Genomic DNA, 18270 nt, shown 5'->3' with positions numbered 1-18270 from the left:
GGGTGACACAGGTTTCTGGTGGGGGGCGTACTGGTTTGTCGCGGGGAGGTTTGTCGACTGGTTTTTCGGGGCGACCCCCCGCCCGCGCGGGGCTAACCGCACCAGGCGGCCGGTCGACGACCGGCTGCCGGTCGTCTTCAACGACTACATGAACACCCTGCAGGGTGACCCGACGACCGACAAGCTGCTGCCGCTGATCGACGCCGCCGCGGAGGTCGGCGCGGACTACTTCTGCATCGACGCCGGCTGGTACGCCGACGGCGACTGGTGGAACACCGTCGGTGCATGGCAGCCCTCGGCCACCCGGTTCCCGAGCGGACTCGCCGAGGTGATCGACCGGATCCACCGCCGGCGCATGGTGCCCGGGCTCTGGCTGGAACCCGAGGTCATCGGCGTCCGATCACCGATCGCCCAGGAACTACCCGACGAGGCGTTCCTCACCCGGCACGGTCGACGCATCGCCGAAAAGGGTCGCCACCTGCTCGACCTGCGCAGCCTCATCGCTCGCAAGCACCTCGACACGACTGTCGACCGGTTGGTCGGCGATTTCGGCATCGGCTTCTTCAAGTTCGACAACAACACGATGACGGGACCGGGAACGGACAAGGACGGTACGTCGCTGGGCCAGGGACTCCTGGAGCACAACCGTGCCCTGCTGGACTGGCTGGACGGCCTCCAGGAACGCCATCCGGAGCTGCTGATCGAGAATTGCGCCTCCGGCGCGATGCGGATGGACTATGCCATGCTGTCCCGACTGCACCTGCAGTCGACCTCGGACCAGGAACATCCGTTGCTCTACGCACCCATCACCGCCGCCGCACCCGCCGCGGTGCTTCCCGAGCAGTCCGGTCACTGGGCCTACCCGATCACCGGCAGCACCCGCGAGGAGTTCGTTCTCGCCCTGATCAACGGCATCCCGGGCCGGCTGTATCTCTCGGGTCACCTGAACCACATGACGCCGGGAGAGCTCGATCTCGTACGCGGCGCCCTCACCGCTCATCGCGCCGTACTCGCTGATCTGCCGTCACTCGTGCCTGCCTGGCCGCTCGGTCTGCCGACGTGGACCGACGAGTGGATCGCACTCGCTCTCAACGGTCCTGACGTGTCCTACCTGACGCTTTGGCACCGCTCCCCCGGGCCGTCCACCATCACCGTCCCGATTCCCCGCTCGAGGCTCACACCACACTTCCCGTCCGATCTCGGCGGCTGGTCGTACGCCTGGAACGACGATGACGTTCTGACGGTCACCGCCAACACACCCGAACCCGCGGCCCGCGTCCTCCGCCTGGAATAACCCCGATGCTCACGACTTCACCGCCCGGCTACAGTGCCGAGATGACCATCATCAGGCTTCCCGGCGGCGGTTTCCGGGTCTCGCGGGCGGCCCGGGAATCATGACTGCGAGCCCGAACAAGGCGGCCGCCCAGCCCCGCACACCCGGCGTCTCGCAGACCGACGTCGTTGTACAGGCCATCCGGCAGATGATCGTCGACGGACGCCTCCGGCCCGGTGACCGGCTCCCGATCGAGAGGGATCTCGCCGCCGCCCTCGGCGTGTCTCGGAACCCGCTCCGCGAAGGCGTCCGGGCGCTGTCGATGATGGGCGTCCTCGAGACCCGCCAGGGTGACGGTACCTACGTCACCACCCTCGATCCGTCCCTGCTGCTCGCCCCGATGGGGTTCGTCGTGGACCTCCAGGACGTCAACGGAACCCATCACGTGCACGCCGTACGACGCATGCTGGAGACGGAGGCCGCCGCGCTGGCGGCGCGCGACATCACCGTCGACAAGCTGGCCGCCGCCGAGGACCTACTAGGACGCAACGAGAGCGAACTCGCGCTGCCCGACCCCGATCACGAGGCGGTGATCGAGAACGACATCGCCTTCCACCGCATCATCGCCGACGCCTCGGGCAACCCGGTGCTCGCGGCCCTCATCCACGCCCTCGGCGGACGCACGATGCGCGACCGGCTCCGCCGCTCCATCGCCCAGCCCGGCGCCGACGACACCGCACACCGCGAGCACCTGTCCATCCTCGCGGCCCTCACCACCCACGACCCCGACCGCGCCCGCACCCGGATGTCCGCGCACCTCTTCACCGTCGAGGACTTCCTGCTCAGCCGGCCGGCCGCGACCGACACCGAAGGATGACTCTGCCCAGATGAGCTCGAACTACGCGGGTTACCTGTACGCACACTTCAAACGCGAATCCGCCGACGGTGAGCAGATCCACTTCGCCTTGAGCGACGGCAACGACCCCCTGCGCTTCATCGACCTCAACGCAGGCAGGCCGGTGCTGTACTCGACGCTCGGCGAACGTGGCGTTCGCGACCCGCACATCGTCCGGGCTCCAGCCGGTGACCGGTTCTACCTGGTCGCCACCGACCTGCGTCTCTACTCCAGCCTGGACTGGGACCGCCATCAGCGCCGGGGCAGCCGCTCGATCATGATCTGGGAGTCGCCGGATCTGGTGAACTGGGATCACGGACGACTCGTCGAGGTCGCACCGCCGGAGGCCGGCAACACCTGGGCGCCCGAGGCCGTCTGGGACCCCGAACAGAATGCCTACCTCGTCCACTGGTCGTCGACGCTGTACGACAACCCCGAACACGCCGGTGACAGCTACAACCGGATCATGTACGCGACCACCCGCGACTTCCGCGAGTTCTCCGAACCGCGCGTCTGGATCGACCGTGGCTGGCAGACGATCGACACCACAGTGATCGATCACAACTGCGTGTACTACCGATTCCTCAAGGACGAACGCAGCCGCAGCGGCGAGGCGCCGTACGGCAAGTCGATCTTCTCGGAGACGTCACCCTCGCTGACGGCCTCCGACTGGAAGCCACTGGCCGAAGGCATCGGTCTCGGAAGTGTCATCCGGGGCGAAGGACCGCTGGTGTACAAGTCGAACACCGAGGACAAGTGGTACCTCTGGATCGACGAGTTCACCCCCGAACGTCGTTACGTCCCCTTCGAAACCACCGACCTGGCCGGCGGCCGATGGGTTCCGTCCCAGAATCACCAACTCCCGAAAGACCCCTGCCACGGCGTCGTACTGCCAGTAACCGCGGACGAACACGAGCGTCTCCGCTCCGCTTGGGTCTAAAGGGTTTCAGGCTCCCGTCAGTGTCGCCAGGGCGCGGTCCATTGCCGTGGTGAACTCTTCCGGCGTCAGCGGTAGCCGGGACTTCACGTCCCGGCTCCACTGATCCGCGAGTACCTCTGCCGAACCCGCCTCCACACCGTCGAGTGCAGCATCGACCAGTTGCGACGGTGCCAGCTTGGCCACGGACCAGCCCGCGGACATGTCGGTGTCGGCGAGACCGAGGTGGACCGCCGTCACCAGCGTTCCCTGCTCGGCCAACTCCAGGCGGACACCATTGGTCATGGCCCAAGCGGCCGCCTTGGTCACGTGGTAGGCGTTGGCGCCTTTCGTACCGAACCACGACATGGCGGAAAGGATGTTCACGATCGCTCCCCCGCCGTTCCTGGCCAGACCCGGCGCGAACTCGCGGATCATCCCCAGGTGGCCGAACAGGTTGGTTTCCAGCTCGTGCCGAACCGCGTCCAGCGAGCCGGTCAGCAGATCGGTCCCCGTCTGGATCCCCGCGTTGTTCACGAGCAGCGAGACGTCACGGGCAGCATCGGCCGCGGCCTTCACCGATGCCGGGCGTGCGATGTCGAGGGCCAGTACCTCGACCCCGGGCAGGTCGACGGTTTCCGGCCGGCGGGCCGTGGCATAGACCTTGCGGGCGCCCCGTTCGAGCAGGCGCTGGGCGAAGGCGCGACCGAGGCCGCGGTTGGCTCCGGTGACGAGAGCAACTGAGTTGTCGATGTCCATGTCCGCTACGCTAAGACCTGACGTTGACGTCAGAGGCAAGTATTCGTCGCACGCACCGAAGTGAGAGGAGTCACGGTTGACCACCACGGCGACCACCGCCGAGCAGCTGATCCGGATAGGCGAGGTGGCTCGGGGCGCCGGCGTCTCGGTGCGCGCCGTGCGCTACTACGAACAGCAAGGCCTGCTCACCCCGGAGCGCAGCCCTTCCGGCCAACGCCTGTACCGGCAGGACGCCGTCACGCTGGTGCGCTTCTTCCAGCAGATGTACGCCGCCGGTCTGACCAGCCAGCGGATCGCAGAACTCCTTCCGTGCTGGGACTCCGGCCACACCGACACCGAACAGCGAGCCATGCTGCACGCCGAGCGCGACCGCATCCAAGCCAAGGTCGACGACCTGCAAGCCGCCCTCGACCGCCTCGACGAAGTCATCAAAATCACGGACACCCACCCGTAGGCACGATCACAGCCAACTGCGAGCGCTCGAAGCCGGGAACCTTCTGCAGGCCGCCGGGCGCTCACTTCACGTGCTTCTGAGCTGGGCGCAGGTGATGCAGGTGCGGGCTGCGGGTCTGGCTTGCAGGCGGGCTGGGGAGATGGGTTGCGCGCAGTGTTCGCACGTGCCATAGGTGCCGACTGATAGTCGGTCGAACGCTGCGTCGATCTCCGCCAGCTGCTGCTGAACCTCTTGCACGAGCGACGTGACCTGGGATCTCTCGAAGGCGATCGTGGCGCCCTCGGGGTCGTGTTCGTCGTCGGCGTTGGAGTCTCGTGAGGCGGCGACCACCTCGTGAAAGTCTCCCGTCAGGCTCGCCAGCCGGCGGAGCGCTTGTCGCCGTTGCGCCTCCAGCAGTTCGCGAGCTTCCTCCACGACAGTTATGCCAGGGCTGTGTTGAGGGCCGCGAGGAGATGCTCCTGCTGCCTCGCCGGAACGGCCAGGAGGTCAGGAGAGCCGCTGCGGCGGATCACGACCCACCGCATCCCGCGGCCCAGCCGCCCCCACGCGCCGCCGACGATACGGACACCGGTGTCCCCGACCACATCGCTCGCGGTCTGCGTGTTGAGCCTGTCCAGCTGAACCTTGCTCAGCACCGCCTCCGCCGGGTGTGCACCGAACGACCGATCCAGCTCACGCAGCGCGAGAGTGTGCTTGCCGATGGTCAGGTTTTGACGAGTCACCATGACATTCCCGTAGCGCGCCTGGGCGAAGAAGTAGATCGCCACCGGAAGCGCTACAACACCGGTCACGAGAAGCACCGGCTGAGCGAGCAGAGCACCACCGCCAATGAGCGCGAGCGCCACGATGGAGAGTCCGCCGTAAACCCACTGATTGCCACTGCTGTTCCGGTACAGCGACTCAGCCATGGCGCCAAGCCTAACCGGCCGGTCTGACATCGATTCTCCAATCTCGCCTGACAACCCGTACCGGCCTCACCTCACTCGGAACCGCCGTCGCCGTGGGCCTAGAGGCCGGTGGAGCCGACGAGTTGGCCCAGGCCGAACGTGACCACCATCGCGAGCGCACCGCCCACCAGCAAGCGAATCACTGCACGGGTCTTGCGTGACTCACCCAGATGCGCGCTCAAGGCACCGGTTCCAGCGAGTGCCAGCAGGACGACGCCGAAGGTCACCGGGACCCGGATACCAGGTGGTGGGAGCAGGATCGCGATGACGGGTAGCAGAGCCCCGGCTGTGAACGCCAGAGCGGAGGCTCCGGCCGCGTGCCACGGATTGCTCAGCTCATCCGGATCGATACCAAGCTCCGCCTCAGCATGCGCCGCCAAAGCGTCCTTTTCGGTCAGCTCGGCCGCGACCAACGCCGCTGTCTCGGGGCGCAGACCTTTACTCCTGTAGATAGCGGTCAGCTCGGCCAACTCATCGTTGGGTGAGGCGGTCAACTCGGCCCGTTCCTTGGCCAGCAGCGACCGTTCGGTGTCCCGCTGACTGCTCACGGAGACGTACTCGCCGAGCGCCATCGACACCGCGCCCGCCGTCACGCCCGCAACGGCTGCTGTCAGGATTGCGGCGGTCGACGTCGTCGCTCCGGCGACGCCGACCACCAGACCGGCCGTCGAGACAATGCCGTCGTTCGCACCCAGGACCCCAGCCCGTAGCCAGTTCAACCGGCCGGCCAGACCCCCGCGATGCGGCTCACCGGGATGGTCGGGCACGTCGTCAAAGCGCGACATACAGATCAGCCTCCGAATTCGCTCGCGAACACTGCAGATCCCACCTCAGGTACACATCATCATGATCGATCCGCGGAGCCAGGGCATGACGGACAAGACCGACCTGACCGCAGTCGGCCGGTACGTCGACTTCTGGAACGCCACTGCCGACGCAGACTTCGCCGAGCAGGTCAGGTACCACGCACCGATCGGCGTTCTGCACGGTGTCGGCGAGCTGATCGACTTCCGCGGCCAGTTCGCGGAGCACCAACCCGGCTACGTCGTTCGCCACCGGGACCGACTTCCTCGAACTCGACGGGCACGACCGGATCGCCACGGTCGCCGGGTTCCTCCACAGGGCCCCGGAAGGCTTCCATCACGCCGATACTGATCACCTGCCAGCCATACACTGCACTCATGTGTTGAGCACAGTTTGAGAGTTCATGACGGTCAACTGCTGGCCGACGACTCCGGTGCCGCACCGGATTACCGTCTGTGCAGCACCACCGAGTGGAGGCGGGTGATGTCTCGGGCCGGGGAGCATCCCTATCCGGCCGGAGCGGATCGCCTGCGAAGGCCATGGTCCGGACGGCATTCGAGCAGGTGGTGTCCTGCTCGAATCAACTTCGCAGCCACTCCGATCATGGCCTGGCCCAGCCGGTCGTGCAGACTCGGGTGCCGGTGACGGTTGACTGGTGGGGGGACGCCGTCGCCGGCATCCGGTCGGTCATCGGCGAGGTGCTTCACGCACCACGGAGATGCCTGCCAGTGCGCCAGATACGTCGCGTCGACTCAGTCCAGATGCGCTTCGAAATCGATGTCGGCGGCGATGTCGAGGGCGATGATCGCGCAGTCGAGTGCTTCGAGTGTCGGATTCTCAGCCGTCGGCTGACCGTAGATGCACAGGGCCTGGCGTCCAACTGCCGTCCTGCCGGCGATCTCGACGCGGCCCTCCTCGTCGTACAGCAGCGCCCAGCCTTGCTCTCCGAGCTGGGCGAGAGCACGTTCGCGATCGGCGCTGTGCAGCGACAGGTGCACCGGTCGTTCGAGATCGTGCAGCCGCTCCGACCAGGCGGCTTCGACCAATGGGTCCGCCAACGCAGCGACATCGGTCCCGGGGCGTGGTGTCAGCAGATATCCGATCCCGGTCAGGGGGTCGAGGTAGGCGGTGTGGGCCGCGAACTCGACGATTGTGACGTCGACGTACCGCGGCGCGGCCTGTTCGTTGTCGGGCGGGTTCATGTCCTCAGTTGTTCTTGGTCAAACGGAGCGTGTTGATCAGGCGGCTTCGACGTCGAACACTCGGTCGAGGCCGGTACGACGCAGGACGTCGCCCATCTTCTTGCTCGCGTGCCGGATCACCACGCCGCCGCCACGTCGGCGGCACACGCGATGCGTGTCGAGCAACGCGGCCAGCACTGTCGAGGAGATCTGGTCGGCATCGGACACGTCCACGATCACCAGGCATACCCCGTCCATCACCAGATCACGCAAGCGCCAGCGAAGCGACGCCGGCCCACCGGCCAGCTCTGTGTCGGACAGCGTCACGATCGCCCGCTGCGGATGTGGGCTGTGAGCTGTGTCGGTCATCGGGGTCCTTTGTGCCGGCTGCAAGGGTGCTCTTACCACTGTGGTGCCCCGAGTTTGAGATCGGAGCTGCGCGCAGTTGACGATCGGATGACGGACCACGCACGGCCGCCACGGTTCTTTACGATCGGATGACTTGAGCGACCCCGAGGTCACGACCCGGCGGCGGGGTTGCCAAGATGGGATGATGCCGATGCTGGTCCTGGTCGTCGAGGACGACGACCGTATCCGTACCGTGCTGCGGCTGGCCCTGGAGGACGAGGGGTACCGGGTCGCCGAGGCCGCCGACACGTCCACCGCGCTCGAACTGGCCCGGGCCGAGCTGCCGGATCTGATGATGGTCGACCTGATGCTCGGCGAGGTCGACGGGTACACCTGCATCCGGGAGGTACGGCGGATCAGCGACATCCCGATCGTCATCGTGAGCGCGCGTTCCGACACGCACGACATCGTCGCCGGCCTGGAGGCGGGCGCGGACGACTATGTCACGAAACCCTTCCAGGTGAAGGAGATCACCGCGCGGCTGCGGGCGTTGCGCCGCCGGCTGCGGACGAGTACGGACGCGGTCGAGCCGGACATCGTGCTCGACCGGGACCCGGAGCACTACCTGGTGCTGTCCACCGCGCGCGGTGCCGCCGTACTCGAAGGGAAGGATGTCCCGCTGACCGTCACGGAGTACCGGCTGCTGGCTGAGCTCGCGCAGCCGACCGGGCGGGTGCTCAGCCGGCCGTCGCTGCTGGAGTCGGTCTGGGAGCACGGGTACTACGGTGACGAGCGAATCGTCGACGTCCACATCCGGAGGCTGCGCACGAAGATCGAGCGCGACCCGGGCAAGCCGCAGATCGTTGTCACGGTCCGCGGGATGGGTTACCGGCTGGATCCCCGATGAGGCTCGGGTTGCGCCGCCGGTTGACGCTCGCCTTCGGGTTGATGGCGTTGCTGGTGTCGGCGGTGTTCGCGACGAGTACGTACCTGCTGGCGCGCGGGTACCTGCTCGCGCAGCGCGAGCGCGTCGTACGGCATCAGGCGTTCGAGGACGCAATCTTCGTCCAGCGCCGGCTGGAGAGCGCGGGCGCTGACGTGTCGGACATCCTGACCGCGTCCGGTACGCCGGCGGGGCACACAATCATCCTGCAGTGGCGCGGGCAGTGGTACGCGTCGGCGCTCGATCAGGGACGGGACGTCGTACCGGCCGGTGTACGGCAGCAGGTCGGGAACGGACAGGCAGCCGTGCAACGGTTCCGGAACAGCGACGGCCCGGCGATTGTGATCGGCGTACCGGTGCCGTCAGTGGATGCGGGCTTCTACGAGATCGCGCCGTTGACGGAGCTGGACGGAACGCTGCGGTTGCTCTCCAGCATCCTGATCGGCGGTGCGTTGCTGGCCACGACTGCCGGTGCGGTGCTGGGTGCGTGGGCCAGCCGGTCGGTGGTGACGCCGCTGAATCGGGTGGCGGTGACGGCCGCGTCGATCGCGGGTGGTGAGCTGGACGATCGGCTGTCGGCGACGGACGATCCGGAGCTCGCGACGATCGTTGGTTCGTTCAACAGCATGGTCGACACGTTGCAGCAGCGGATCAATCGGGATGCACGGCTGGCGGCGGATGTGAGTCATGAGCTTCGGTCGCCGTTGACGACGCTGGTCGGAAGCGTCGACCTGTTGAACGCGCGACGCGACGAACTGTCCGAACGCTCGCAACGGGTCCTCGACCTGGTAACGGCTGATCTGCAACGCTTCCGGCGCCTGCTCGACGACCTCCTGGAGCTCGCCCGCGCCGACGCCGGCCTCGACCGCCGGCCGACCACCCTCGTCGATCTCGACGAACTGCTGCGACAGGTACTCGGCGAGGTCGGCTGCAATCCATCGGCCCTGGACGGGGCTGGGCAAGTCTTCGTGGCCGCGGACAAACCACGCCTCAGCCGTCTGTTCCGCAATCTCTTCGAGAACGCGGCAACTCACGGCGGCGGCCTCACTAGCGTGCAGGTCACCCGAGCCGACAGCGACGTACTGATCCTGGTCGACGACTCCGGTGCCGGAATCCGGCCCGACGATCGCGAGCGCGTCTTCGAGCGTTTCGCCACCGGTGCTACCCAACGCCGTTCCTCGTCGGGCACGGGCCTCGGTCTGGCGCTGGTCGCGGAAACCGCGGCCGCCCACGGCGGAGCCGTGTGGTGCTCCGCCGCGCCCGGAGGCGGGGCCCGGTTCGTCGTACGACTCCCCGAGGCTCAGCCGCTGCCGGAGGCGACATCATGAGAGCCGTGTCGCAAGCGGTCGCCGGCTTGCTCACAGCGATCCTGACACTTGCGGCCTGCGGCGTTCCCGTCCAGTCGGGGCCCGAGCCCATTGAGCCCGGATCTGTCCCGTCGCAGCTACGCGACAGCGGACAGGCCCCGTTGCCACAGCCAACCGCAACGACCCGCAAGTTCCCGCTGCAGGTCAACTTCGTCCGCAACGACCAGCTGGTCAGCATCCGGCGAGATGTGCCGGCTGGGACACCGGCCGATCGCCTGTCGACCGTGATCGACGACCTGATCGCCGGTCCGACGAAGACCGAACAAGCCAACGGCATCACCACCGCCTTGCCGCCCGGCCTCACGCTTTCGATCGCCAAGATCCAGGGTACCCAGGTCGTCCTCGAACTTTCCGGGGACACAGAGGGACGCTCGGCAGCCGAGAACGTCCTGGCAGTCGGTCAGATCGTGCTCTCTGCAACCGCGTTGCCGTCCGTCGACGAGGTCACGTTCTCCAGAGACGGCGTGCCCGTCGAGGCACTGCTCGCCGACGGCGCGCTGACGACCGATCCGTTGAGGGCAGCCGACTATGCATCGCTGCGCGCGCGGTGACGGACCAACGGAGTTACCAGCCGAGGCGGCTCGCGGCCTCCGCAACGACGGCCGGCTCGTCTGCGGCACCCGCGAACGACAGCAGCGCCCGGACCAGCTCTCGCCGTCGGCCGACGGGCATCCCGAGCACGATTCGCTCGATCTCCGTCCGGCGTTTCCTGGTGACCTTGCGTACCAGCTTCCGCCCCTCGGCGGTCAGGTCGATGACGACCTCACGGCGGTCCTGCACGTTCTCCCGGCGGTCGACCAGACCGGCCGCGATCAGCCGGTCGACCATACGCAGCGCGGTCGACGCAGTGACGTCGAGCCGTTCCGCCAGCAGGTTGAGCCGGCTCGGTCCGTGACCGTCGAGGACGACGAGGGTACGGAACTGGGTCAGCGTCACCGACTCCTCGACCTGAGCCAGCGACCTGGCCGAGACACCGACCAGCACGCGTGACGCGGTCAGGACAGCGGCCACCACCTCGTCGACTGTCTCTTCGGACGCAGCATGGGACGCAGCGTCGGCCGCCCGGTTGGCTGCACCGGTCACGGATCCACCTCCACGACTCGTTCTGGCTGATCCTTGCAGAGGCTAATCGATCGGCTCACCGGGTTCCGAACTCGATCCGCACCAGCGGCAACCTCGACCCGACATCTGCGGGCACCGGGCCGTCACCCGCGAGATCCGGTAGCTCAAGGGTCCGCCCGAGCGCCTTCGCCGCTCGCCGATGGTGCTCGCGATACCGCTCCAGCCGCACCGGGACCTCATCGGCGGGTACCGGTTCACCGGTCGCCTGCGCTCCACGTCGAAATCCGGTCCACACCCGCACCCCTGGATGCGCCAGGACGTTGCGGTACCACTGCGAGTCGCGGCCGTACCCGGACACGATCACCAGCCCGTGCGCATCGCGTTCCAGCACCTCGAGTACGACGTACCGCCGCAACCCGCTGCTCCGTCCGACGTGCTCCAGCATCATCAGCCGCCGCCCGAACACGAAACCGAACCCGGCCCGGAACACCGGGATCGGCGACCGCGCGAGTCCGCGAGGAATCCGCCGTGTCATGGCTGCACCTCGATCGTCTTCGTGACCGGTCTTGTTCGTATCCTCGCCAGCGCGACACGGTAGCTGATCCACCCGGCGATCCGCCGGTCCTGGAGAACCGGAACAGCGGCACATCCACTACCGTCGAGCGCCTCTATCGCCTGGTCGAGGTGATCGTCGGGGGTGACCACGATCGGCAGTTCGAGTACCAGCGACGCCGGCGCGGTGTCGTGGCGCCCGTCGGCCAGCGCCTCGGCGACCACGCGTGCCGTCACGATGCCGACGTACTCACCGCCGTCGTCGACAACGGGCAGCACACCGGACACCGAACGCGCCAGTACTGCCGCGACGTCCCGCAGCGGGCTGTCGCCGCGGACAGCGTCGGGTACGTCGGTCATCACGTCGGCGACCACGATCCGCGGCGCCGCGGAGATAGTCTCGGAGCGGCCGAGGTCGACACCCCGACGGCGCAGCTTCAACGTGTAGATCGTGTCGCCCGACAGCAGATGGCTGACGCCGGTGGCCAGCACGATCGCGGTCATCAGCGGCAGGATGATCGAGTACTCGCCGGTCAGCTCGAACATGATCACCACCGCGGTGATCGGAGCCCGCGCCGCCCCCGCGAAGACCGCACCCATCCCGATCAACCCGTACGCGCCGGCGGCCCCCGCCGTCCCCGGCAGCGCCTGGTGCGCCACCGCACCGAAAGCCGACCCGACCATGGCGCCGACGAACAGGCTCGGCGCGAACACACCGCCCGACCCGCCGATCCCGATCGTCAGGCTGGTGGCGACCATCTTCCCCACCGCCAGCAGCAGCAGGAACGCCACGCCGTACACACCCACGATCGCGTGCCCCAGCACCGGGTAGCCCACGCCGTACATCTCGGGCAAGGCGATCAGCAGCAACCCCAGCAGCACACCACCGACCGCCGGCCGCAGCCATTCCGGACCGCGCCACAGCGCATCGCAGATGTCCTCGATCTGATAGAGCACCCGCGTGAAGATCACGCCGACCACTCCGGCGACGAGTCCGAGGACTGCGAAGAGCCCGTACTGCGCGACGTGGTCGAGGTGGAACTGCGGCAGGGCAAGGAACGGCACGTCACCCAGCACCGCCCGGCCGATCGCAGCCGACGTGACCGCGGCGATGACCACCATCCCGAACGACTGCGCGGTGAAATCGGCCAGGATCAGCTCCATCGCGAAGAACACGCCCGCCAGCGGCGCGTTGAAGGTCGCCGCGATCCCGCCCGCCGCACCACACGCGACCAGCACCCGCAACCGCGGCTCCGGCACCCGCACCAGCCGACCGATCGTCGACCCGAGCGCCGAACCGATCTGCACGATCGGTCCTTCCCGGCCCACCGATCCCCCGCCGCCAATACACAACGCCGAGGCCAGCGCCTTCACCGCCGCCACCTGAGGCGGGATCCGGGCGCCGTTCCGGCTCACCGCATACATCACCTCCGGCACACCGTGCCCACGCGCCTCCCGCGCGAAGAAGTGCACCAACGGCCCATACAGCAGCCCGGCCAGCACCGGTACAACCAGCAGAAACCAACGCCCCAGCCCGAGCAACCCAGGATGCGCCGCACCCGGTGACGCCGCGTAATCGGCGTGCCCGGTCGCGAGTGTCGTGAAGGTCGTGATCAACCAACGGAACAACACCGCGAAGCCCGCCGCACCAGCACCCACCACCAGCGCCAGCACCAGCAGCCCCGAGTTCTCGACCCGCAACGACTGGCGCAGGCCGGCTCGGTACGACGCACCACGGGCAACGGTCAACATATCGGCGGACATGAATTGCATTATGCAACAGTTAGCCCTACTAACTCCAACCGTCTCGCCCCTGGCCTGAGTTGGCGACGACACTGCGGTGACTTTGAGATCAGATGACGTTCGGCGCCGGCAGCGGGACCGAACACGCCGGCCGGGCTAGACAGATGGCGAGAACATCGTGGGAGCGGTCTCAGGCACAGGCGGGAGCAGTGGAGCGGAAGATGGGATCTCGCCGTACGATTCGCTCGAGGCTCGCTGCGGCGACCCGGTCGCTGATGCGAGGACGCCCCAGGCGGCCTCAGGCCGACCCGTCGAAATACGGCGTACTGTCGGACTGGACGGACGCGGAGCTCTACAAGGTCTGGTGCGCAACCGCGGCGGAGCTTCTCAAGGCGTTGCGCACCGAAGAAGCCGACCACACCGACACGGCCGCCGAGGCTCGGCGGTACCTACTGGCCGAGATCGAACACCGCCATCCCGCGGCAACGGCTGCCTGGCTCGCCTCCGACGCCATCCTGTACGGCGAACCGCCGAAGTTCCTGCTGCGCGACAGCTGAGCACATCCAGAAGACCCGGACCGGCCGCTACGGGGAAACGCGGCCAGCCTGGGCAGCCAGAAACCGCTCGTGCCGGAGGTCGGCACTCACATGCAGAGCCGTGACCGCGTACTGCAGGTCTTCCAACATGAGCGGACGGCCGGCACCTGGCCCGGCGCTCAGACACAGGGCCAGGCGACCTCGATGAACCAGTCATCAGGAGCTGCCACATCCGTGTCAGGTCGGGGCGCCACGAGCAGGCCGATTCCGGTCTCCGGCTCCAGATAGGCAACGTGCGCAGCGAACTCAGCTACCGTCACGACTGTTTCCGCCCGCATGCCGTCGAAGGTCACACAGACGGTACGCCGACGCCCGGCGATCTGCGCTCCACGACTGGGCGCAGCGTCGCCGGTCAGGTTCCGCCGGTAGTAGTGCGTCAGCGCGGACAGCGGAATCCTGCACGTCGACAGACTGTGGACACGCTCCGCCATCAACATCCTTCCGTTCGAGACCCCTCCAACCTTCTCCACCGCGCTTTGAGATCGCCCGGTCACGCTCTTTACGATCCGATGACTCCACGTGGCCGCGGCTGCCGGTGAATTGGCCTGTGGAGCATCGACCGCCACCGGTATCGAAGCCCTCACCGATATTGCCGGCCTCTCCCGTTCCGCAGCCGCCGCTCTGATGCGCAGTTCAGCCCGCGCTCTACTACGCGACGCTCTGCGCCCGGACTAGGCCTGGGGCATGTCGCGGCGATTGAAGGTGATGAAGCCGAGGTACAGGAGTGCCGCGGCCACGATGGTCAGCGCGGACATACCGCCGGCGTCGATCGTGCCGAGCGGAGGGTTTCCGACGTGGGCCGTCGGTGCGATGTCGAGCACCCACTGCGAGAGCTTGAGTCCCGGCCCCAGGAAGGCGATGAAGGTGACGACGGCGTACGCCGCCCAGGCGAGCCCGAAGCGGCGGGGCCATGATCCGAACAGGAACAGTGCGAGACCTGCGAGGACGAGTTCGGCCGGCAGATAGTCGAGGCCGGCCGTGATGAACGCGCCGATATCGTGGGTGTCCCCAACGGACCAGGCAGTCGTGAACGCGAGCATGCAGGACCCAACGACGACGATGAGTACGAGTCCGGCTGCGACGACGGCGGCGTGGACGGTCAGCCAGCGGATCCTGGACAGTGTGCCGGCGAGACGCGTCTCCAGGCGTCCGTCAGCTTCTTCGGCACGGAGTGTCCCGACGGCCTGGATCACGTACCCGCCGGCGAGGACGGCCAGGTACAGCTGAGTCGCCGCGATCAGACCGTCGAGGGGGCGGCCGCCTTGGACGCCCATGGACTCGGCCAACGCGGGATTCCCGGCCATTGCTCCGAGCAACTGGTTGGCCAGGGAGCCCATCATCGCGGCCAGCAGGACGCCGCCGGCCAGCCAGCCCAGCGCCGCCGGGCGGTGGATCCAGATCGCGAGACCGGCCGGCCGCCGCAGCCAGGTCGCCCGGGCAGGCCCGGCACCTTCCCGCAGCAGGGCGCTACCGAGGTCGCGTCCGGCTGCCAGCCACACCGCCGAGCCGCCGAGTACGACCCCGACGAGCAGTGGAATCGCGAGCGCCCACCACCGCTGGACTCCGAACGGCGCCGTCTTCTCCGCCCACCCCAGCGGAGACAACCAGGTCAACCAGGTCTTGGTCACGTCGCCGATGCCCCGGAGCACATACGCGACGGCCAGCACGATCAAGCTCCAGAGATAGACCCCACGCGAATGCAGTACGAGCTGCGCCACCAGTGCGGCGAAGCCTGCGAACACGAAGGCCAGTCCGCCGAGTGCCGCGCCGTACAGGATCGCCCTGGACTCCTGCACTCCCGCTAGAACGAGTCCGCCCGCGAACAGCATCGCCGTCGCCAGGATCGCGCCGGTCGCGAGCCCGAGCGCTGCGAGCGTGGGCTGGTAGCGCGCGATCCGGCCACCGAGCGTGGTCTCCAACCGGCCGGACTCCTCCTCACGCCGCGTCGAGCCGACGACCAACCCGATACCCAGCAGCGGCAGCAGGAAGGACGCCAGGAACCCGAACTCGTCCTGGATGACGCCGCCCAGGCTGTCGATGCCCTCGACGTGCCCGTTGATCGCGGCCAGCGCGCTGCCCGCGGTGACCGCCGCGGCGTAGGTATGGATCTTGGCCGGAGTGTCGTACATGCCCGCGACCGCCGCGGCCGTCGCGGCCATGCCGGCCGCCAAGGCGATCACCCACCAGGATGCTTCGCCGGCGTGTACGCCAGACGATCGCAGTCATCACGCCCAGGCCGCCGCGACGGGCCGGTCGGCCGGCGACGTTCATTGCGCTGCCCCGGCGAGCTTCTCGCCGGCCTCCACCGTGTCCGCATAATTGCGCAGGAACAGTGCGTCCAGACTCGGCGGCGTGACGGTCAACGTGTGGATGCGCGCGGCGTACAGCAGGCCGATCGCCTCGTCCAGGTGATCCGCGTCGATCGTGAACCGGGTGTCGGTCTGTTCGGCCACTCGCTCCGAGACGCAGTCGGCGACCCCGGCAGCGCTGGCCAGTCCGTCGGGTTGAGCGCCAGTGACCGCATGGACCGCCGTACGGGTGTGACGTCGCAGGTCCGCGAGACTGCCGGTGGTGACCGTACGCCCGCGCCGGACGATGCTGACTCGGTCGGCCAGCGCCTCGACCTCACCGAGGATGTGACTGGACAACAACACGGTCACGTCGGCCGCTCTCCGCTCGCGCACACACTGCTGGAAGGCCTGCTCCATCAGCGGATCCAGCCCGGCCGTGGGTTCGTCGAGGACGAGCAGTTCAGCCTCCGCAGACAGTGCGGCCACCAGGGCGACCTTCTGCCGGTTGCCTTTGGAGTAGTCGCGGATCCGCTTCGTCGGATCGAGTTCGAAGCGCTCGATCAACTGTTCGCGGCGCTTCAGGTCGACGCCGCCGTAGGTCGTACCGATCACGTCGAGGCACTGACCCCCGGTCAGACCGGGCCAGAGCGCGACATCCCCGGCGACGTACGCAAGGCGCTCGTGAAGACCGGCAGCTGCTCGCCAAGGATCGGCGCCGAACAGTTCGACGTGGCCGCTGGTGGCCCGGATCAGGCCGAGCAGGATCCGGATGGTCGTCGACTTGCCCGCCCCGTTCGGACCGAGGAAGCCATGCACCTCCCCCGGCCGAACAGTCAGGTTCAGGCCGTCGAGAGCGCGCACTTTCCCGAAGGTCTTGGTCAGTTCGCGGACCATGATGACGTCGCTCACGACTTCTCCTTCTCAGGTACAGCCAGGAACACGCCGTCCTGGTAGATGGCGGCCACCTCTCTGGCCCAGCGGGACATCCCCTCCGGGGTGAGCGGGTCGACCCCGATCGCGGCGGCGACGTGATTGCGCAGCAGCAGTACCGCCAGATCGTTGGCCAGCAGAAACGCCGCACGAACCGCCGGATCCTCACCCGGCCGGGTGGCACCGAGATCGGCCATGGTGTCCATCAGTTGGCACGTCTGCGCGAACCAGCGTCCGAACAACGCCGCACCCGCCGGATCGTTGGTGAGCAACAGACGACCCAGGTACGCCGGCAACGGCGAACCCGGCGGGAACGCACGAGCGAACATCTCCGCAACCGACGTCCAGTTGTCGCCGGTCATCGCGTCGACCAGGACCCCCTCGTCCATCGCGAACAACGAGTCGAAGGCCCTCCCGGCATACTCGTCCACGGCGGCCCGCAACCCTTCCTTGCTGCCGAAGTGATGGACGACGAGGGCCGGCGAAACGCCCGCCGCGGAGGCGATCTCCCGCATCGTGACGGCATCGTGCCCACGCTCGGCGAAAAGCCGCAGCGCGGCGTTTCGGATGTTCGCCTTGCCAGTCAGATCACCGTCATCCATGACTGAACTCATGTTCAGCACACTAAACACATGAACAGCTTCGGTCAAGGGATCAGCGGCCCGCACCGGTGAGCTCACCCCGATCAGTCGCCGGCCCGGGGTGGCGCCAAGGCGTTCAAGGGTTCGGCATGTGTTGCGTCGGCGGAGCGCAGCAGCAACACCGCTTTTGTGATGAGCGCGTGGAACACGCCCAGGCTCACCGAGCACCAGAACGACTCGCCGTACCACCACCTGAACCGCACCGCGAGCAGCAGCGCAACCGCACTCCGTCACCAGGCTGAGCCGGATCCGCTGGACTGTCGTCCAGTCGTACGACGTGAGACCCGCGAGCCACAGTCCGCCCTGGCTGACGCGGAGTGCGACCTTGGGCAGGTGGCCATCGGTCCAGACCTGGCATCGCGCAAGCGCTGCGAAACACTTGCCGCTGACAACGGCCACCGCAGCCACGAGAAGCAACCGCACCGCCGTCAGGACAGGCAACTCGTCGCTGCGGAGCGTTCGGATCGTTTGCGCTCGCACCGGCCCATGAGGGAGGCTTGGGCCCGGTGCGCCGGGAAGTCTGGTCGGCAGTGCCCGTCTCCGACCGGGGTGCGGGCTGGTCGACGAC

At 67.6% G+C, this 18270-nt stretch carries 22 protein-coding genes; 9 read left to right on the top strand and 13 right to left on the bottom strand.

Features of this window, described 5'->3' with window-relative positions; all coding sequences use genetic code 11:
- From ACWGID_RS08735 to ACWGID_RS08725, 3 genes are all read left to right on the top strand, one after another.
- Positions 1-1294 (top strand): glycoside hydrolase family 36 protein (locus ACWGID_RS08735; protein WP_452195800.1); only part of this gene is annotated, 1294 nt, incomplete at its 5' end.
- A gap of 100 nt (positions 1295-1394) precedes the next feature.
- The gene (locus ACWGID_RS08730; protein ID WP_452195799.1) at positions 1395-2150 is read left to right on the top strand and encodes a FadR/GntR family transcriptional regulator; all 756 of its coding nucleotides are present in this window, start codon (positions 1395-1397) and stop codon (positions 2148-2150) included.
- A gap of 10 nt (positions 2151-2160) precedes the next feature.
- Positions 2161-3108, top strand: coding sequence for a glycoside hydrolase family 43 protein (locus ACWGID_RS08725; RefSeq protein ID WP_452195798.1), 948 nt, complete (start codon positions 2161-2163; stop codon positions 3106-3108).
- Between the two features lie 6 nt (positions 3109-3114).
- On the opposite strand, the gene ACWGID_RS08720 is transcribed toward ACWGID_RS08725, so the two are convergent.
- Positions 3115-3843 (bottom strand): SDR family oxidoreductase, encoded by a 729-nt coding sequence (locus tag ACWGID_RS08720; RefSeq protein WP_452195797.1) that lies wholly within the window; start codon positions 3841-3843, stop codon positions 3115-3117.
- Positions 3844-3919: 76 nt separating this feature from the next.
- On the opposite strand from ACWGID_RS08720, the gene ACWGID_RS08715 reads away from it, so the two are divergent.
- The gene (locus ACWGID_RS08715; RefSeq protein WP_452195796.1) at positions 3920-4297 is read left to right on the top strand and encodes a MerR family transcriptional regulator; all 378 of its coding nucleotides are present in this window, start codon (positions 3920-3922) and stop codon (positions 4295-4297) included.
- Between the two features lie 66 nt (positions 4298-4363).
- Here the strand turns inward: ACWGID_RS08715 and ACWGID_RS08710 are convergent, their stop codons facing one another.
- The 3 genes from ACWGID_RS08710 to ACWGID_RS08700 all read right to left on the bottom strand — a co-directional run bounded on the left by ACWGID_RS08710 (position 4364) and on the right by ACWGID_RS08700 (position 6029).
- The gene (locus ACWGID_RS08710) at positions 4364-4711 is read right to left on the bottom strand and encodes a TraR/DksA family transcriptional regulator (RefSeq protein ID WP_452195795.1); all 348 of its coding nucleotides are present in this window, start codon (positions 4709-4711) and stop codon (positions 4364-4366) included.
- A gap of 5 nt (positions 4712-4716) precedes the next feature.
- Positions 4717-5205, bottom strand: a complete 489-nt coding sequence (locus ACWGID_RS08705; protein WP_452195794.1) for a hypothetical protein — start codon at positions 5203-5205, stop codon at positions 4717-4719.
- Positions 5206-5303: 98 nt separating this feature from the next.
- Entirely contained in the window at positions 5304-6029 is a 726-nt protein-coding gene (locus ACWGID_RS08700) for a VIT1/CCC1 transporter family protein (protein WP_452195793.1), read from the bottom strand.
- Positions 6030-6114: 85 nt separating this feature from the next.
- On the opposite strand from ACWGID_RS08700, the gene ACWGID_RS08695 reads away from it, so the two are divergent.
- Entirely contained in the window at positions 6115-6399 is a 285-nt protein-coding gene (locus ACWGID_RS08695) for a hypothetical protein (RefSeq protein WP_452195792.1), read from the top strand.
- Positions 6400-6800: 401 nt separating this feature from the next.
- On the opposite strand, the gene ACWGID_RS08690 is transcribed toward ACWGID_RS08695, so the two are convergent.
- Positions 6801-7250: a hypothetical protein gene (locus tag ACWGID_RS08690; protein ID WP_452195791.1), complete on the bottom strand. Its 450-nt coding sequence runs from the start codon at positions 7248-7250 to the stop codon at positions 6801-6803.
- 36 nt (positions 7251-7286) lie between these two features.
- The gene (locus ACWGID_RS08685) at positions 7287-7598 is read right to left on the bottom strand and encodes an STAS domain-containing protein (protein ID WP_452195790.1); all 312 of its coding nucleotides are present in this window, start codon (positions 7596-7598) and stop codon (positions 7287-7289) included.
- 184 nt (positions 7599-7782) lie between these two features.
- On the opposite strand from ACWGID_RS08685, the gene ACWGID_RS08680 reads away from it, so the two are divergent.
- Genes ACWGID_RS08680 through ACWGID_RS08670 form a run of 3 tightly spaced genes read left to right on the top strand, consistent with a single transcriptional unit; the run spans position 7783 to position 10438 of the window.
- A complete protein-coding gene (locus ACWGID_RS08680; protein ID WP_452195789.1) occupies positions 7783-8484 on the top strand; it encodes a response regulator in 702 nt (233 codons plus the stop codon).
- A complete protein-coding gene (locus ACWGID_RS08675) occupies positions 8481-9848 on the top strand; it encodes a sensor histidine kinase (protein WP_452195788.1) in 1368 nt (455 codons plus the stop codon). The genes ACWGID_RS08680 and ACWGID_RS08675 overlap by 4 nt, the downstream gene beginning before the upstream one ends.
- 5 nt (positions 9849-9853) lie before the next feature.
- Complete coding sequence (locus ACWGID_RS08670) at positions 9854-10438, top strand: GerMN domain-containing protein (RefSeq protein WP_452195787.1); 585 nt, start codon at positions 9854-9856, stop codon at positions 10436-10438.
- 13 nt (positions 10439-10451) lie between these two features.
- Here the strand turns inward: ACWGID_RS08670 and ACWGID_RS08665 are convergent, their stop codons facing one another.
- From ACWGID_RS08665 to ACWGID_RS08655, 3 genes are read right to left on the bottom strand one after another with little or no spacing between them, the layout of a single operon-like run.
- On the bottom strand, positions 10452-10970 hold the full coding sequence (locus ACWGID_RS08665) for a MarR family winged helix-turn-helix transcriptional regulator (RefSeq protein ID WP_452195786.1): 519 nt from the start codon (positions 10968-10970) through the stop codon (positions 10452-10454).
- 55 nt (positions 10971-11025) lie between these two features.
- On the bottom strand, positions 11026-11484 hold the full coding sequence (locus ACWGID_RS08660; RefSeq protein ID WP_452195785.1) for a nitroreductase family deazaflavin-dependent oxidoreductase: 459 nt from the start codon (positions 11482-11484) through the stop codon (positions 11026-11028).
- Positions 11481-13265 carry a chloride channel protein gene (locus ACWGID_RS08655; RefSeq protein ID WP_452195784.1) on the bottom strand — a complete coding sequence of 595 codons (1785 nt, stop codon included), beginning with the start codon at positions 13263-13265 and terminating at the stop codon, positions 11481-11483. The genes ACWGID_RS08660 and ACWGID_RS08655 overlap by 4 nt, the downstream gene beginning before the upstream one ends.
- 200 nt (positions 13266-13465) lie before the next feature.
- Here ACWGID_RS08655 and ACWGID_RS08650 point away from each other — a divergent pair, with 200 nt between their 5' ends.
- Positions 13466-13801 carry a hypothetical protein gene (locus tag ACWGID_RS08650; protein ID WP_452195783.1) on the top strand — a complete coding sequence of 112 codons (336 nt, stop codon included), beginning with the start codon at positions 13466-13468 and terminating at the stop codon, positions 13799-13801.
- Positions 13802-13959: 158 nt separating this feature from the next.
- Here the strand turns inward: ACWGID_RS08650 and ACWGID_RS08645 are convergent, their stop codons facing one another.
- The 4 genes from ACWGID_RS08645 to ACWGID_RS08630 form a co-directional block, all read right to left on the bottom strand.
- Positions 13960-14271, bottom strand: coding sequence for a hypothetical protein (locus ACWGID_RS08645; RefSeq protein WP_452195782.1), 312 nt, complete (start codon positions 14269-14271; stop codon positions 13960-13962).
- A 240-nt stretch (positions 14272-14511) separates the two neighbouring features.
- Entirely contained in the window at positions 14512-16020 is a 1509-nt protein-coding gene (locus ACWGID_RS08640) for an ABC transporter permease (protein WP_452195781.1), read from the bottom strand.
- A gap of 87 nt (positions 16021-16107) precedes the next feature.
- On the bottom strand, positions 16108-17040 hold the full coding sequence (locus ACWGID_RS08635) for an ABC transporter ATP-binding protein (protein ID WP_452195780.1): 933 nt from the start codon (positions 17038-17040) through the stop codon (positions 16108-16110).
- On the bottom strand, positions 17037-17675 hold the full coding sequence (locus ACWGID_RS08630; protein WP_452195779.1) for a TetR/AcrR family transcriptional regulator: 639 nt from the start codon (positions 17673-17675) through the stop codon (positions 17037-17039). Before ACWGID_RS08630 ends, ACWGID_RS08635 begins: the two co-directional genes overlap by 4 nt.
- Positions 17676-18270: the final 595 nt, after the last annotated feature.

This window comes from Kribbella sp. NPDC054772 (assembly GCF_053611945.1).
This window is presented reverse-complemented; position numbering and strand designations above follow the sequence as displayed.